The following is a 15,040-nucleotide window of genomic DNA, read 5'->3' on the forward strand; positions in this document are numbered from 1 at the left end:
CCCATGGCAGCGCTGACCCGGATGTGGGGTGCCGTGGCAGCGCTCGGCGCGGCGCTCATCGCCCTCGCGGTGGGCGCCGCGGCCACGCCGTGGCTCGCGGTGCCGATGCTCGCCGCCGGCCTCGGCCAGCTCGCCGTGTGCGTTGCTGCGCTGCGAGGCACCCGCTGGCACGCCGGACTCGTGGCCGTGCCGCTCGCACTCCCGACACTGCTGTGGCTCGGCGCCCTGCTGCTCGCGCCGGCGGAGGCATCCTCGCTGCCGTTCGCCCCGCTGCTCGCCGAGTCGACGCTCGCGCTCGGCGCCGCCGCCCTGCTGCTGCGCCGTCGCACCGCCGACGACGACACGTCGCCGGGGCTCATGATCGTCGGCCTGCTCACCTCTGCCGCCGCCGTCGCGGCGATCACGACCACCGCGCTCGCCGGCACCCACGCGGGCGCCTTCGCGCAGCCGCACGGCGAGCACGGCATCGTCGTCGATGCGGAGCACGGCGGCCACTGAGGCCGCGGCTCAGGCCGCGGTCGCCTCGACTGCAGGGGCCGCGCCGTCGGCCGACAGCATGTCAGCCGACACCGTGCGGTCGATCGTGCACTGCCCGAGCACCCGCGAGCCGAGGTAGAGCACGGCCGACTGGCCGGTCGCGACACCGCTCAGCGGCTCGACCGGATCGATGACGAGCTCGTCGCCCTCCATGCGGGCTCGGGCGGGCACCGGGTCGGCGTGCGCGCGGATCTGCACCTCGACGTCGAGACCACCAGCGAGCCCCGGATGCGCCGCGCCCGCGTGCGAGATGCGGGTGCCGGCGAGGCGCGCCACGGCGAGCGCCTCCTTCGGCCCGACGACGAGCTGCCTCGTCGACGGCTTCACCTCCAGCACGAAGCGCGGGCGACCGTCCGGCGACGGGACACCGAGCGACAGGCCGCGGCGCTGCCCGATCGTGTAGCCGTGCACGCCCTCGTGCCCGCCCACCACCCGGCCGTCGCGGTCGACGATCTCGCCGGGCTCCGCGCCCAGCCGCTCGGCGAGGAAGCCGCGCGTATCGCCGTCGGGGATGAAGCAGATGTCGTGGCTGTCGGGCTTCTGGGCCAGCAGGAAGCCCCGCTCCGCGGCCTCGGCGCGCACGAGCGCCTTCGTCGGGGTCTCGGCGAGCGGGAACCAGCAGTGCTCGAGCTGGCGAGCGGTCAGCACCCCGAGCACGTACGACTGGTCCTTCGCCCAGTCGGCCGCGCGGTGCAGCTCCGGCCCGTCGCCGGTGTGCTCGACGCGCGCGTAGTGGCCGGTGACGACGCGGTCGAAGCCGAGCCCGATGGCGCGGTCGAGCAGCGCCTCGAACTTGATCTTCTCGTTGCACCGCAGACACGGGTTCGGCGTGCGACCCGCCGCGTACTCGTCGACGAAGTCCTGCACGACGTCGCCGTGGAACCGCTCCGAGAAGTCCCACACGTAGAAGGGGATGCCGAGCCGGTCGGCGACCCTGCGCGCATCCATCGCGTCCTCGACGGTGCAGCAGCCGCGGCTGCCGGTGCGGAGCGTGCCGGGCATGCGGCTGAGCGCCAGGTGCACCCCGACGACCTCGTGCCCGGCGTCGACGGCGCGCGCGGCCGCGACGGCCGAGTCCACGCCGCCCGACATGGCTGCCAGCACCTTCATGCGATCCCCGTTCGTTCCGCCATCAAGGCTAGCGAGCCTCAGCCATCCCTCGGGAGGCCGTGGCACCCTGGGCGTGTGAGGGCTCCGGATGAGGCGAGCACAGGTGGCGCGAGCGCGGGGGGTCGCGAGCGCGTGTCGGTCGTGATCCCGGTGCTCGACGACGCGCCGGCGCTGCGCCGCTGCCTCGAGCACCTCGCCGCCCAGACCGAGCCTCCGCTCGAGGTCGTCGTCGTCGACAACGGCAGCGTCGACGACTCTGCTGCCGTCGCCCGCGCGGCGGGCGCGCGCGTGGTGGCCGAACCCACGCGCGGCATCCCGGCGGCGGCCGCGCGCGGCTACGACGAGGCCCGCGGCGAGATCATCGCCCGCTGCGATGCCGACTCGGTCGTCCCCGACGACTGGGTGGAGCGCATCCGCACCGCCTTCGAGGACGACCCCTCGCTCGTCGGCCTCACGGGGCCGGGCCGCTTCCACGACCTGCCGAAGCGCTGGACGGCTGTCGCGAGCGCCGCCTACGCGCTCGGCACGTTCGTCGGGGGTGGGGCGGCGATCGCGAACGTGCCGCTGTGGGGATCGAACATGGCGCTGCGCCGGGCGGCGTGGGAGGCGGTTTCGGCGCGCGTCGAGCGCGCCGACCCCGCGGTGCACGACGACCTCGACCTCACGATGCACCTCGGCCCGCGCGCGCGGATCCGCTTCGACCCCTCGCTGCGCGTGGGGGTCGAGGGAAGGATGTTCCGCAGCCGCGCGGCGGCGCGTGGGCGCATCCGCGTCGCGATGCGCACGTTCCGCCGGGGATGGGCCACGGGCGGTTCCGCCGGCCGCCGCTGGGTGCTGCGCGTCGGCGGCCCCGACCTCACGCGAGCGCGGCCGTGAGCGGCGACCTCCAGTCCTGGCTGGCCGGCCAGGGGCGCTGGCTCCCGGGCGATGCGCTCCGACTCGCCGCCGCCGCATCCGTGCCGCTCGCCGGCGCGGTCGCCGGCGGCCCGTCCGCCGCCGCGATGCTCCTCACCCTCGGCGGCACCATGGCGCTGCGCTTCGTGCGCGCGCCCGCCGCGCTCGACATCGCCGGGCAGCTCGTGGTGCTCGCCTCCGCGTGGCTCGCCGTCACAGGCGCGTACCAGGTCGTGCCCGGCCTCGACACGACGGCGCACCTGGCCACGGGCGCCGTGCTCGCCCTGCTCGCCCGGACCGTGCTGCTCCGGCTCGGCCTGCTGCCGGTCACGACCTCGCGGCGGGCGGCCGCCGCCCGCGCCCTGCACACCGTGAGCGCCGTCGTGCTGCTCGGGCTGCTGTGGGAGCTCGGCGAGTGGGCGGGCCACGCGTGGTTCTCGCCCGAGATCGGCGTCGGCTACGCGGACACGCTCATCGACCTCGCGGCCGACGGCGCGGGTGCGCTGCTCGCGGCGCTGCTCGCCGAGCGGGTGACCGCCCGCGAGCGGCTCCTCGACGCGGCTCCGCTGCGCTGACCGCTCAGAGCGCGCGGGCCGTTCAGAGCGCGCGGGCCCGGGCGACCGCGTCGGGCAGCGCGCGCAGCAGCGCGTCGACGTCGGCCTCCGTCGTCGTGCGTCCGAGCGAGAGCCGCAGCGGCGCGACACCCGTGACGCCGCAGGCCCGCACCACGTGCGACTCGCGCGCGACGCCCGCGGAGCACGCGGAGCCGTTCGAGACCGCGAAGCCCGCCTCGTCGAGCAGGAACTGCAGCGACTCGCCCTCAGCGCCCTCCACCACCACGTGGGCGATGTGGGGCAGCCGGTCGTCCGCCGCCAGCACCCGCACGCCGCGCAGCGACGCGGCGAGCCGCAGGATGCGGTCGGTCAGCGCTCGCAGTCGCGCCGCTTCCGTCTCGAGCTCGGCGACCGCCTCCTCGGCGGCGAGCGCGAACAGCGACGCCCCGAGCGCGTCCTGCGTGCCGGAGCGCAGCCCGCGCTGCTGGCCGCCGCCGTGGTGCAGCGCCTCGAGCCGCGCGTCGCGCCGCACGACGAGCGCCCCGATGCCGTGCGGCCCGCCCAGCTTGTGGCTCGCGACGCTCATGAGCGCCGCCCCGGTGTCGGCGAATCGCAGCGGCACGTGCCCGAACGCGCCGACGGCGTCGAGGTGCAGCGGCACGCCCGCGCGCGCCGACGCGACCGCCGCCTCCTCCACCGGCTGCGCGGAGCCCAGCTCGTTGCTCGCCACGAGCATCGTCGCGACCGCAGCGCCGCCCGCGAGCGCCGCGGCGAACGCGTCGACGTCGGTCACCGCACTCCCGTCGACGCCCACCCAGCGCACCGTCGCCCCCTGGCGCTCGAGCCACTCGACCGCGTCGAGCGTCGCGTGGTGCTCGGCGACGGGCACGACGAGCGCCGTGCTCGCACCCGCGTCGCGCGCCGCCCACCACGCGCCCTTGAGCGCGAGGTTGATCGACTCCGTACCGCCGGACGTGTAGACGACCTCGGTCGGATGCGCGCCGAGCGTCGCCGCGAGCCGCTCGCGGGCGTCCTCGAGCACGGCCCGCGCCCGCTGCCCCGCCCGATGCGTCGACGCGGGGTTCGCGAGCGGCTCCGCTTCCGCCATCGCCCGTCGCACGGAGTCGCGCATCAGGGTCGCCGCGGCGTGATCGAAGAGCCGCGGCTCTGAGGACCGGTCATCGCTCAGGCGCATCTCCCATACATTAGAGCGCGTGGTGGAGTCGGAGGAACGAGCGCGAGGCATCCACCGCACCCGCAGCGGGCCCGATGGCACCGGCCACAGCCTGACCGTCTGGTCGCGGCACGCGACGGCGATGGAGCTGCGCATCTTCGACCGCGACGACCCCGACTGGCTGCTGCACTCGCTGCCGATGCGTCGCGACGGCGAGGACTTCACGATCGACACGCCGCTGCTCGAGCTCGGCACGCCCCATGCGATCGGCGTCGACGGGCCGCGCGGACCGGGCCACGCCTTCGATCCGGAGCGCAACGCCGTGCCGCCCCACGCGCGCGGCATCGTCCGCACGCCGCACGGCCAGTACCGCGCGACCGTGGTCGATCCCGGCTTCGACTGGGGCGGCGTCGCCCGTCCCCACGTGCCGATGGACCGGCAGGTGATTTACGAGGCGCACGTGAAGGGACTCACGAAGCTCAGCCCGCACATGCCCAGGGAGCTGCGCGGCACGTACGCGGGCCTCGCGCATCCCTCCACGATCGCCTACCTGCGCGACCTCGGTGTCACGACCGTGCAACTGCTGCCGATCCACCTGTTCGTCTCGGAGCAGCGCCTCATCCAGCAGGGACGCGTCAACTACTGGGGCTACAACACGCTCAACTGGTTCGCGCCGCACGGGGCGTACGCCTCCCGCGCCGCGCAGTTCGACGGCACCGGCGGCGTGCTGCGCGAGGTGAAGGGCATGGTGCGGCTGCTGCACGAGGCCGGCATGCAGGTGTTCCTCGACGTCGTCTACAACCACACCTCCGAGGAGGGCGCCGGCGGTCCGCCGTCGAGCCTGCGCCTGATCGACAATGCCTCCTACTACCGGGTCGGCGCCGACGGGCAGTACGTCGACTACACCGGGTGCGGCAACACCGTCGACTTCTCGGTCCCGGCCGCGCAGGAGCTCGTGCTCGACTCGCTGCGCTACTGGCACCACGAGCTGCAGATCGACGGCTTCCGGTTCGATCTCGCCCCCGTGCTCGGCCGCGGCGCAGACGGTGCCTTCGACGCGCAGCACCCGCTGCTGCGGCGCATCCTCACCGACCCGAGGCTCGCCGACGCGACCATGATCGCCGAGCCGTGGGACCTGGGGCCCGACGGCTGGCAGACGGGCCGCTTCCCCGACGGCTTCGGAGAGTGGAACGACCGCTACCGCGACACCGTGCGGCAGTTCTGGCTGAGCGACTACCGCTCCTTCCGCCACGGCGGCGACGGCGCCACCGGGGTCGGCCCGCTCGCGCACGCCGTCTCCGGCTCGGAAGGGCTCATCGCCACCGAGCGCGGGCCGCTGCAGAGCATCAACTTCGTCACGGCCCACGACGGCTTCACGCTCACCGACCTCACGCGCTACGACCGCAAGCACAACGAGGCGAACGGCGAGGACAACCGCGACGGCGCCGACGAGAACCGCTCGTACAACCACGGCGTCGAGGGCCGGACGGAGGATGTCGCCATCCAGCTCGATCGTCGCAAGTCGATGCGGAACGTGCTCGGCACGCTGCTCGTCTCCGCCGGCGTGCCGATGCTCACGATGGGCGACGAGTTCGGCCGCTCGCAGCGCGGCAACAACAACGCCTACTGCCAGGACTCCGCGCTGACGTGGATGCGGTGGGATCGACGCGAGTGGCAGGATGCGTTCCTCGAGCAGACGCGCAGGCTGCTGCAGCTGCGTCGCGAGCACCCCGCGCTTCGGCCGCTCGAGTTCGGGCAGGGCGACCAGCGGGTGGCCGGCTCGTCCCGCCTCGACTGGTTCAATGCCGCTGGCATGCGGATGACGATCGACGACTGGGACCACTCCCACGACCGCTCGATGCAGATGCTCGCGGAGTCGACGATCGAGGACCAGTACTCGCGCGTGCTCGTCATCTTCCACGGCTCGCCGCGCGACACGCTCGTGACGACCCCCGGGCCTGACGGCGCGACGGCGCTCGAACTGCTGTGGGACTCCGCCGCCGACGGCATCGGCGACGAGCGGGTCGCGCCGGGCGACGAGGTCTTCATGACCGCCATGAGCATGCGCGTGTACGCGGTGCGCGGGATGCCCGCGGCCGGTGCGCCGACGGCGACGGTGGTGCGCCTGCGCACACCCCCGTCGCCGCCCTCGCCCCGCTGATCCCGCGGGTCGGCCGCGCGGGTCAGCCGCGCGGGTAGGCCACCAGGCCGAGCTCCGCGTCGGACGCCAGCATCGAGTGCTTCGGCACGACGCGCACGGTGTAGCCGAACGTGCCGGCCCGATCGAGCGCGATCGCCGACTCGAAGCGGGTGGCATCGCCGTCGCTGCCGGCCGCGTCGAGCCGGAACCTGCGCGAGTGCCGCAGCTCGCCGTCCTCCGAGACGGTGCCGGCGATCACCTCGACGGCGACATCCTCCGGCGTGAGCGAGCCGAGGGCCACGAACGCACGGACGCGCACCTCGTCGCCGATGGTCGGGGGCGTGTCCACACCCTCGACCTCGACGTGCCGCACATCCACGCCGCCGAACGCGTCGCGCATCCGCTGGGTCCACGCGGCGAACTCGCGAGCGCCGCGCGCGTCGTCGGCCGCTGCCGTGGCCGCCGCCTTCGCGGCGGGCGCGTACAGGCGGTCGACGTACTCGGCGAGCATGCGCTCGGCCGACAGCTCGGGGCTGAGGGTCGCGAGCGTGTGGCGGATGGAGGCGATCCAGGCGGTGGGCATGCCCTGCTCGTCGCGGTCGTAGAAGCGCGGCGCCACCTGGTGCTCGATGAGCTCGTACAGCGCGTTCGCCTCGAACGCGTCGCGCTGCGCGGCATCCATGTGCTCGTGCGCCGACGGGATCGCCCAGCCGTTCTTGCCGTCGAAGTACTCCTCCCACCAGCCGTCGAGGATCGACAGGTTGAGCGAGCCGTTGAGCGCGGCCTTCATGCCGCTCGTGCCGCACGCCTCGAGCGGCCGGAGCGGGTTGTTGAGCCAGACGTCGCAGCCCGGGTAGAGCGACTTCGCCATCGAGATGTCGTAGTTCTCGAGGAACACGATGCGGCCGCGCACCTCCGGCTCGAGCGTGAAGCGCACGAGCTCCTGGATGAGCGCCTTACCCTGCTCGTCGGCCGGGTGCGACTTGCCCGCGATCACGAGCTGCACCGGTCGCTCCGGGTTCGTGAGGATCGCCCGCAGCCGGTCGCGGTCGTGGAGCATGAGCGTGAGCCGCTTGTAGGTCGGCACGCGGCGGGCGAAGCCGATCGTCAGCACGTCCGGGTCGAGCATGCTGTCGATCCATGCGGGTGCGACGCCGTCGTTGCGCTCGTGCTTGCGGCGCGTGCGGTCGCGCGCCTCGTCGACGAGGTGCTGGCGCATCTCGCGCCGGACGGCCCACAGCGTCTCGTCCGAGACGGCATCCGAGGCCCAGTCGCAGCGCGCGGTGTCGAGCGTGCCGAGCTCGCGCTCCGCGAGGTGCTTGAGCGCCGGCGAGGTCCAGGTGGGCGCGTGCACGCCGTTCGTGACCGATGTGATCGGCACGTCCTGGACGTCGAACCCGGGCCAGCGCGACTGGAACATCGAGCGCGAGACCTTGCCGTGCAGCTTCGAGACGCCGTTGGCGCGCTGCGCGATCGAGAAGCCCAGCTGCGCCATGTTGAAGATCGTCGGGTCGGACTCGCGGCCCAGGGCGAGCACGCGGTCGACGTCGATGCCCGGCAGGAGCTCGTTGGTGAGGTGGCGGCGCACGAGCTCGACGTCGAAGCGGTCGATGCCGGCGGGCACGGGCGTGTGCGTCGTGAAGACGGTGCCCGCCCGCACGAGCTGGAGCGCCTCGTCGAACGAGAGCCCCGCAGCGGTCAGTCGCGAGATGCGCTCGATGCCGAGGAAGCCGGCGTGGCCCTCGTTCGAGTGGAAGACGGCCGGCTGCGGCGCGCCGGTGAGCTCGCTGTAGACGGCGAGGGCGCGCACGCCGCCGATGCCGAGCAGCAGCTCCTGCTGCAGGCGCAGCTCGCCGCCGCCGCCGTAGAGGCGCTCGGCGACGCTCCGCAGGTCCGGGTCGTTCTCGTGGATGTTCGTGTCGAGCAGCAGCAGCGGCACGCGGCCGATCGTCGCGACCCAGATGCGCGCGTGCAGCGTGCGCCCGCCGGGGAGCGCGAGGGCGACGGTGGCGTGCAGCCCGTCCGGGTTGCGCAGGATCGTCAGCGGAAGGCCGTCCGGGTCGAGCACCGGGTACGACTCCTGCTGCCAGCCCTCGCGGGAGATCGCCTGCTTGAAGTAGCCGGACTGGTAGAAGAGGCCCACGCCGACGATCGGCACGCCGAGGTCGCTCGCCGCCTTGAGGTGGTCGCCGGCGAGGATGCCGAGGCCGCCGGAGTACTGCGGCAGCGCGCTCGTGATGCCGAACTCCGGCGAGAAGTACGCGATCGATTCGGGCACCTCCTCGAGCGACTGGTACCAGCGCGCCTGCGACAGGTAGTCGTCGAGGTCGTCGGCGAGCGCGTCGACGCGCGCGACGAAGGCGTCGTCGGCGGCGAGCTGCTGCAGGCGGTCGGTGCCGACCCAGCCGAGCAGCTGCACGGGGTCATGGCCCGTGGCGCGCCAGCCGTCGAGCGAGATCTCGCGGAAGAGCTCGCGGGTCGGCTCGTGCCAGGACCAGCGCAGGTTCGAGGCGAGCGCCTCGAGCCTGCCGAGGCGCGTCGGGAGGGAGGTGCGGACGGTGAACTTGCGGATCGCTCTCACGTGGACAGAGCCTAGTGGCGCGGTTCCTCGCCGCTCCGCAGGCTGGCTCGCTAGGTTGGTGCGCGTGGCGAAGCAGATGGATGTCCTGACCGGCCGTATCCCGGTGCTCGACCTTGCCCCGCAGCAGCCGGGCAACCGATTCCCCGCGAAGGCGGTGGTGGGTGACGTGGTGCCGTTCCAGGCCGTCGCCTTCCGGGAGGGGCACGACCGGATCGGCGTGACCCTCGTGCTCCGCTCACCCTCCGGGGTGAAGCGGCGCGTCCCGATGGAGCCGCTCCACGACGGCTTCGACACCTATCGCGCGCTCGCCCAGGTCGACGAGCAGGGCATGTGGCGATGGCAGGTCGAGGCGTGGGCCGACGAGTGGGCGACCTGGCACCACAACGCCGAGATCAAGATCGCCGCGGGCATCGACGTCGAGCTCATGGCCACGATGGGCGCCGAGCTGCTGGCTCGCGCCGCCCGTCAGGCGAAGGGACCCGACGCGACCATGCTCGCCGGCGCGTCGCAGGCGCTCACCCGCACCGAGACGCCCGCGCTGCGGCGCTGGGCGGCCGTCAACGACCCCGACGTCCTCGCGGCGATGGACCGCAACCGCCCGCGGTCGCTCGTGACCGCATCCGAGACCCTGCGACTGCGCGTCGAGCGCTCGAGGGCCGCCGTCGGCGCCTGGTACGAGTTCTTCCCCCGCTCTGAGGGTGCCGTGCGCGCGGAGGACGGCACCTGGACCTCCGGCACGTTCGAGACGGCGGCTGCGCGACTGCCCGGCGTGCAGGCGATGGGCTTCGACGTGCTCTACCTGCCGCCCGTGCACCCGATCGGCGAGGTCAACCGCAAGGGCCCGAACAACTCCCTCACGCCGCAGCCCGGCGACCCCGGCAGCCCGTGGGCGATCGGATCGCGCCACGGCGGGCACGACACGATCCACCCCGACCTCGGCACGATCGACGACTTCCGCGCCTTCGTCGCGAAGGCCGCGGATGCGGGGCTCGAGGTGGCCATGGACCTCGCGCTGCAGGCAGCCCCCGACCACCCCTGGGTCACCGAGCACCCCGAGTGGTTCACGACGCTGCCGGACGGCTCGATCGCGTTCGCCGAGAACCCGCCGAAGAAGTACCAGGACATCTACCCGGTCAACTTCGACAACGACCCGCACGGGATCGTCGCCGAGGTGCTGCGGATCATCGAGCTGTGGGTCGGCTGCGGCGTGCAGATCTTCCGCGTCGACAACCCGCACACGAAGCCGCTGTGGTTCTGGGAGCGCGTCATCCGCGACGTCAACGCGGCGCACCCCGACGTCGTCTTCCTCGCCGAGGCGTTCACCCGGCCGGCGATGATGCAGGCGCTCGGCAAGGTCGGCTTCCAGCAGTCGTACACGTACTTCGCGTGGCGCAACACCAAGGCCGAGCTCGAGGAGTACCTGCAGGAGGTGACCGGGCCGCAGGCCGCGTGGTTCAAGCCAGCGTTCTGGGTGAACACGCCCGACATCCTCACCGAGTACCTGCAGTTCGGCGGCGTGCCGGCGTTCAAGGTGCGCGCCGCGATCGCCTCGACCGCCGTGCCCACCTGGGGCATGTACGCGGGCTACGAGCTCATCGAGGACGTCGCTCGCCCCGGCGCCGAGGAGGCGATCGACAACGAGAAGTACGAGTACCGGCCGCGCGACTGGGAGCAGGCGGCGCGGAACGGCACGACGATCGCGCCCTACATCGCGAGGCTCAACCAGATCCGCAAGGAGCACCCCGCGATCCGCCAGCTGTGGGCCCTCGACGTGCACTGGTCCGACGACGACGCGATCCTCGTCTACTCGAAGCACGTCGACGGGCAGTTCACCGAGTCGGGCGAAAGCGACACGATCATCGTGGTCGCGAACGTCGACCCGCACTCCGCGCGCCAGACGACGGTGCACCTCGACCTGACGAAGCTCGGGCTCCGCCCGGGCGAGTCGTTCGAGGTCCACGACCTCATCAGCGGCGAGACGTGGACGTGGAGCGACCACAACTTCGTGCGCCTCGACGCGTTCGTCGAGCCGGCGCACGTGCTGCATGTGCGACGATCGGCGGCATGATGCTCGACGAATCGACCATCCGCCAGCTCGCCGATGGGGCGCACCCGGCCCCGCACGACCTGCTCGGGGCGCATCCGGACGGATCCGGGCACATCGTGCGCGCCGTCCGCCACCTCGCGTCGGCCGTGGAGGTCGTCGGCGTCGACGGGACGGATGCCGTCACCCCGATGGAGCACGTCGGGCACGGCCTCTGGGAGGCCGTCATGACGGGACCCGTGCGGCCGTACCGGCTGCGGACGTCCTACGCCGACGGCGAGTCGTGGGTCGCGGATGACCCGTACCGCTTCACCCCGACGCTCGGCGAGCTCGACCTGCACCTGTGGCGCGAGGGCCGGCACGAGCAGGCGTGGAAGGTGCTCGGCTCGCGGCTGCGCGAGCACGAGGGCGTCGCGGGCGCCGCGTTCGCCGTCTGGGCGCCCAACGCCCGCGCCGTGCGCATCATCGGCGACTTCAACGGCTGGGTCGGGCGCTCGCATCCGATGCGCACGATGGGCGCGAGCGGCGTCTGGGAGCTGTTCGTGCCCGGCGACCTCGAGCACAGCGCCTACAAGTACGAGATCCTCACGGACCACGGCTGGGTGACGCGCGCCGACCCCATGGCCCGCTACACCGAGGTGCCCCCGGCGACCGCGTCGAAGATCGGCTCGAGCCGCTTCGCGTGGAGCGACGACGACTGGATGCGCTCGCGCGCCGCGCGCGACGTGCACAACTCCCCCATGTCGACCTACGAGCTGCACTTCGGCTCGTGGCGGCCGGGGCTCGGCTACCGCGAGATGGCGGACGCGCTCATCGAGCACCTCGAGGAGACCGGCTTCACGCACGTGGAGTTCATGCCGCTCGCCGAGCACCCGTTCGGCGGCTCGTGGGGCTACCAGGTGACCGGGTACTTCGCACCGACGAGCCGCTTCGGCCACCCCGACGACCTGCGCTACCTCATCGACCGGCTGCACCGCGCCGGCTACGGCGTGATCATGGACTGGGTGCCAGGCCACTTCCCCAAGGACGAGTGGGCGCTCGCGCGCTTCGACGGCCGCCCGCTCTACGAGCACCCCGATCCGCGCCGCGGCGATCAGCCCGACTGGGGCACGCACGTGTTCGACTTCGGCCGCCCGGAGGTGAAGAACTTCCTGGTCGCGAACGCCGTGTACTGGATGGAGGAGTTCCACATCGACGGCCTGCGCGTCGACGCGGTCGCATCGATGCTCTACCTCGACTACTCCCGCAAGGACGGCGAGTGGCTGCCGAACGTGCACGGCGGGCGCGAGCACCTCGAGGCGATCGCGCTGCTGCAGGAGGTCAACGCGACCGTCTACCGCCGCTGCCCCGGCATCATCATGATCGCCGAGGAATCCACGTCGTGGCCAGGCGTGACGAAGCCCACGAGCGCCGGCGGCCTCGGCTTCGGCATGAAGTGGAACATGGGCTGGATGCACGACACGCTCCAGTACATGTCGGTCGACCCGATGTACCGCTCGCACCACCACGGCGAGATCACGTTCTCGTTCCTGTACGCGTTCAGCGAGCAGTTCCTGCTGCCGATCAGCCACGACGAGGTCGTGCACGGCAAGGGCTCGCTGCTGAGCAAGATGCCCGGCGACCAGTGGCAGAAGCTCGCCTCGGTGCGCGCCTACCTGACGTTCATGTGGGCGCACCCCGGCAAGCAGCTGCTGTTCATGGGGCAGGAGTTCGGGCAGCCGAGCGAGTGGAGCGAGGCGCGCGGGCTCGACTGGTGGATCCTCGACCAGCCCGTCCACCGCGGGCTCATGTCGCTCGTGTCGCAGCTCAACCGCGTCTACCGCGACACGGAGGCGCTGTGGCTGCGCGACAACGAGCCCGGCGGGTTCGAGTGGATCGACGGCGGCAACTCGTCCGACAACGTCATCGCGTTCCTGCGCTGGGGTGCGAACGGCGACCCCGTCGCCGCGATCCTCAACTTCTCCGGCCGGCCGATCGAGGGCTACCGGATGGGCCTGCCGTTCGCCGGCGAGTGGGAGGAGGTCGTCAACTCCGACGCGGTCGAGTTCGGCGGCTCCGGCGTCGGCAACCTCGGCACGGTGCACGCGACGACGGACGCGTGGGGCGGCCGCCCAGCGTCGGCGACCGTGACGATCCCGCCGCTCGCCGGACTGATCCTGCGTCCGAAGGCGTCGCGCGACCTCCCGCCGCTCGAGTCGGCGGTGTAGTCCGGCTGGCGAGCAGCAGCGCCAGCCGACACCGCTGGGATCGCAGCCGACGCCCTCCGCGCGAGAACGAGGGGTCGTGCCGCCCGGCACGACCCCTCGTTGTGGAGCTGCGAACGCTCGTCACCAGTCGCCGAAGTGGCCGGGGCCGAAGCAGCCTGCTCCTCGGCCCTGCAGGCCGGCGCTCGAGACGTGCGCGACCTTCCAGACCTCGCCGTTGAGCGTCACCACGTAGGCGTTGTCCCGCTTGAGCGCGACCGACGTCGGGAGGTCGAGTCCCTCGGCGACGACCGAGAACGTGCCATCGTGCTCTACCCTCAGCAGCTCACCGCTGTCAGCCAGTGCCGGTGAACCCTCCGGGACAGCACCCGGTGAGTCCCCTTGCGAGACCGCGAACAGTCCACACCTGCTCAGTGCGACATCGGTGATGAGGCTGTAGCCGACAGCGACATCCCTGGGCTCCGGGTCCCACAGCCCGAAGGCGACCACCTTGCCCGTCGCCGGGTCGTGCGGCACTGGGCCCGCTTCCGCCATGAACACCAACGGCCCCAACGCCGTGATGCCGGTCGGCACGATGTTGTCGAACTGCTCGACCTGGGTGATCTCCCCCGACATCGACACCTTCAGGACCCGGTTGTGGTGGCCATCGGTGACCAGGAAGCCGCCCCAGATCGGCTCCATCGCATACTGCACGCCGCGCGCGAGGAAGTAGTCGATCGCAGGGGGCGGCGGGTTCTCTGCCGACCAGTCACCGAGGTCGGCGATGATCGTGAAGCTGTCGGAGTCATCCACTCGATAGATGCCGTTGACGTCGTTGGTCGTGTCGCCCGGGACGTCATCGCCCACCGTCGTGACGAGGACATACGCGGTGCGTCCCACGAACGCCACGTCGATGGCTCCGCCGGCTGGCGCATTCGGCACAGGCAACCCCGTCGCATACGCCGAGGTCGCGCCGGTCCGCACATTGACTCGCGTGACCTGGCCCAGCTGGCCCTCCACGACGTAGAGCGCGCCGTCAGGGCCGATGGTGCTGCCGATGGTGCCCTGCAGCCCCGAAGCGATCATCGACACGACGGGTCGGCCGCCGTTCGAGCCGTGCCCTCCGGATGGCGCGGTGCCGCTTGCCGCTGCAGGGACGAGCAGCGTCGATGTTGTCAGCGCTGCGATCGCGGCAGCCGCGAACAGCGTCCTTCTGGTCTTCATGAGTTCCTCCGGTCGACCGTTGTCGGACCGGACGCTCGCCAACTGTCACTCGTCGTGCGACCGGCGCGGGGAGGCCGCCACGACATCTCGGAACACCGCCGCGTGCCCCGTCGTCATCGCGACCGGGCAACACGTTCCTCGCACCTCGCAGCGAGGTCAAGAGCCCCATCCGTGGAGGACATCGCCGGGCGGAACCTGCTGCACCCGACGACGTCGAGCTCCGCGAGCCGGAAGTGACCGGCTCGCACCCGGCGCCGTGACGCCCTCCCGCGCCAGAGCGGCGAGTGGTCACTCCCGCGCTCGAGCGGTCACTCCCGCGCTCGAGCGGTCACTCCCGCGCTCGAGTGGTCACTTCCGCGCTCGAGTGGTCACTCCCGCGCTCGAGCGGTCACTCCCGCGCTCGAACGGTCACTCCCGCGCTCGAGCGGTCGCGTCGACGCGGGAGCCAACCAACACATCTCGTACTGACCGCTCACCTTCGGAACTGACCGCTCACATCCCGGACTGACCGCTCACGCGCCGGACTGACCGCTCACGCGCGCGAGTGACCACTCACCTACCGGGATGACCACTCGGAACCCCAAGCACCGCGAGGGGCG

General features: G+C 72.4%; 10 protein-coding genes. 6 read left to right on the top strand and 4 right to left on the bottom strand.

What is annotated here, in order from left to right; genetic code table 11:
* The first annotated feature begins 3 nt into the window (after positions 1–3).
* Positions 4–498 carry a hypothetical protein gene (locus tag ACLQ21_RS10575; protein WP_425663481.1) on the top strand — a complete coding sequence of 165 codons (495 nt, stop codon included), beginning with the start codon at positions 4–6 and terminating at the stop codon, positions 496–498.
* A 9-nt stretch (positions 499–507) separates the two neighbouring features.
* On the opposite strand, the gene mnmA is transcribed toward ACLQ21_RS10575, so the two are convergent.
* Complete coding sequence (gene mnmA, locus ACLQ21_RS10580) at positions 508–1,647, bottom strand: tRNA 2-thiouridine(34) synthase MnmA (RefSeq protein WP_425663483.1); 1,140 nt, start codon at positions 1,645–1,647, stop codon at positions 508–510.
* Positions 1,648–1,722: 75 nt separating this feature from the next.
* Between mnmA and ACLQ21_RS10585 the strand changes: the two genes are divergently transcribed.
* Positions 1,723–2,523, top strand: coding sequence for a glycosyltransferase family 2 protein (locus tag ACLQ21_RS10585; RefSeq protein WP_425663484.1), 801 nt, complete (start codon positions 1,723–1,725; stop codon positions 2,521–2,523).
* Entirely contained in the window at positions 2,520–3,116 is a 597-nt protein-coding gene (locus tag ACLQ21_RS10590) for a hypothetical protein (protein WP_425663486.1), read from the top strand. The genes ACLQ21_RS10585 and ACLQ21_RS10590 overlap by 4 nt, the downstream gene beginning before the upstream one ends.
* Before the next feature lie 22 nt (positions 3,117–3,138).
* Here the strand turns inward: ACLQ21_RS10590 and ACLQ21_RS10595 are convergent, their stop codons facing one another.
* Positions 3,139–4,290: a cysteine desulfurase family protein gene (locus tag ACLQ21_RS10595; RefSeq protein ID WP_425663488.1), complete on the bottom strand. Its 1,152-nt coding sequence runs from the start codon at positions 4,288–4,290 to the stop codon at positions 3,139–3,141.
* 19 nt (positions 4,291–4,309) lie between these two features.
* Here ACLQ21_RS10595 and glgX point away from each other — a divergent pair, with 19 nt between their 5' ends.
* Positions 4,310–6,430, top strand: coding sequence for a glycogen debranching protein GlgX (glgX, locus tag ACLQ21_RS10600; protein WP_425663490.1), 2,121 nt, complete (start codon positions 4,310–4,312; stop codon positions 6,428–6,430).
* Between the two features lie 22 nt (positions 6,431–6,452).
* On the opposite strand, the gene glgP is transcribed toward glgX, so the two are convergent.
* Entirely contained in the window at positions 6,453–8,990 is a 2,538-nt protein-coding gene (gene glgP / locus ACLQ21_RS10605; protein ID WP_425663491.1) for an alpha-glucan family phosphorylase, read from the bottom strand.
* Positions 8,991–9,066: 76 nt separating this feature from the next.
* Between glgP and ACLQ21_RS10610 the strand changes: the two genes are divergently transcribed.
* Both ACLQ21_RS10610 and glgB read left to right on the top strand, forming a co-directional pair.
* Positions 9,067–11,058 (top strand): alpha-1,4-glucan--maltose-1-phosphate maltosyltransferase, encoded by a 1,992-nt coding sequence (locus ACLQ21_RS10610; RefSeq protein ID WP_425663906.1) that lies wholly within the window; start codon positions 9,067–9,069, stop codon positions 11,056–11,058.
* The gene (gene glgB, locus ACLQ21_RS10615; protein WP_425663493.1) at positions 11,055–13,241 is read left to right on the top strand and encodes a 1,4-alpha-glucan branching protein GlgB; all 2,187 of its coding nucleotides are present in this window, start codon (positions 11,055–11,057) and stop codon (positions 13,239–13,241) included. Before ACLQ21_RS10610 ends, glgB begins: the two co-directional genes overlap by 4 nt.
* 120 nt (positions 13,242–13,361) lie before the next feature.
* Here the strand turns inward: glgB and ACLQ21_RS10620 are convergent, their stop codons facing one another.
* A complete protein-coding gene (locus tag ACLQ21_RS10620) occupies positions 13,362–14,441 on the bottom strand; it encodes a ScyD/ScyE family protein (protein WP_425663495.1) in 1,080 nt (359 codons plus the stop codon).
* Positions 14,442–15,040 lie beyond the last annotated feature (599 nt).

Source organism: Agrococcus sp. DT81.2 (assembly GCF_049844935.1).
GTDB lineage: Bacteria > Actinomycetota > Actinomycetes > Actinomycetales > Microbacteriaceae > Agrococcus.

Excerpts from the sequence above, each read along its gene's own strand:
- ACLQ21_RS10575 (WP_425663481.1), top strand. The coding sequence starts at position 4 with ATGGCAGCGCTGACCCGGATGTGGGGTGCCGTGGCAGCGCTCGGCGCG.
- mnmA (WP_425663483.1), bottom strand. The coding sequence starts at position 1,647 with ATGAAGGTGCTGGCAGCCATGTCGGGCGGCGTGGACTCGGCCGTCGCG.
- ACLQ21_RS10595 (WP_425663488.1), bottom strand. The coding sequence starts at position 4,290 with ATGCGCCTGAGCGATGACCGGTCCTCAGAGCCGCGGCTCTTCGATCAC.
- ACLQ21_RS10610 (WP_425663906.1), top strand. The coding sequence starts at position 9,067 with ATGGATGTCCTGACCGGCCGTATCCCGGTGCTCGACCTTGCCCCGCAG.
- glgB (WP_425663493.1), top strand. The coding sequence starts at position 11,055 with ATGATGCTCGACGAATCGACCATCCGCCAGCTCGCCGATGGGGCGCAC.
- ACLQ21_RS10620 (WP_425663495.1), bottom strand. The coding sequence starts at position 14,441 with ATGAAGACCAGAAGGACGCTGTTCGCGGCTGCCGCGATCGCAGCGCTG.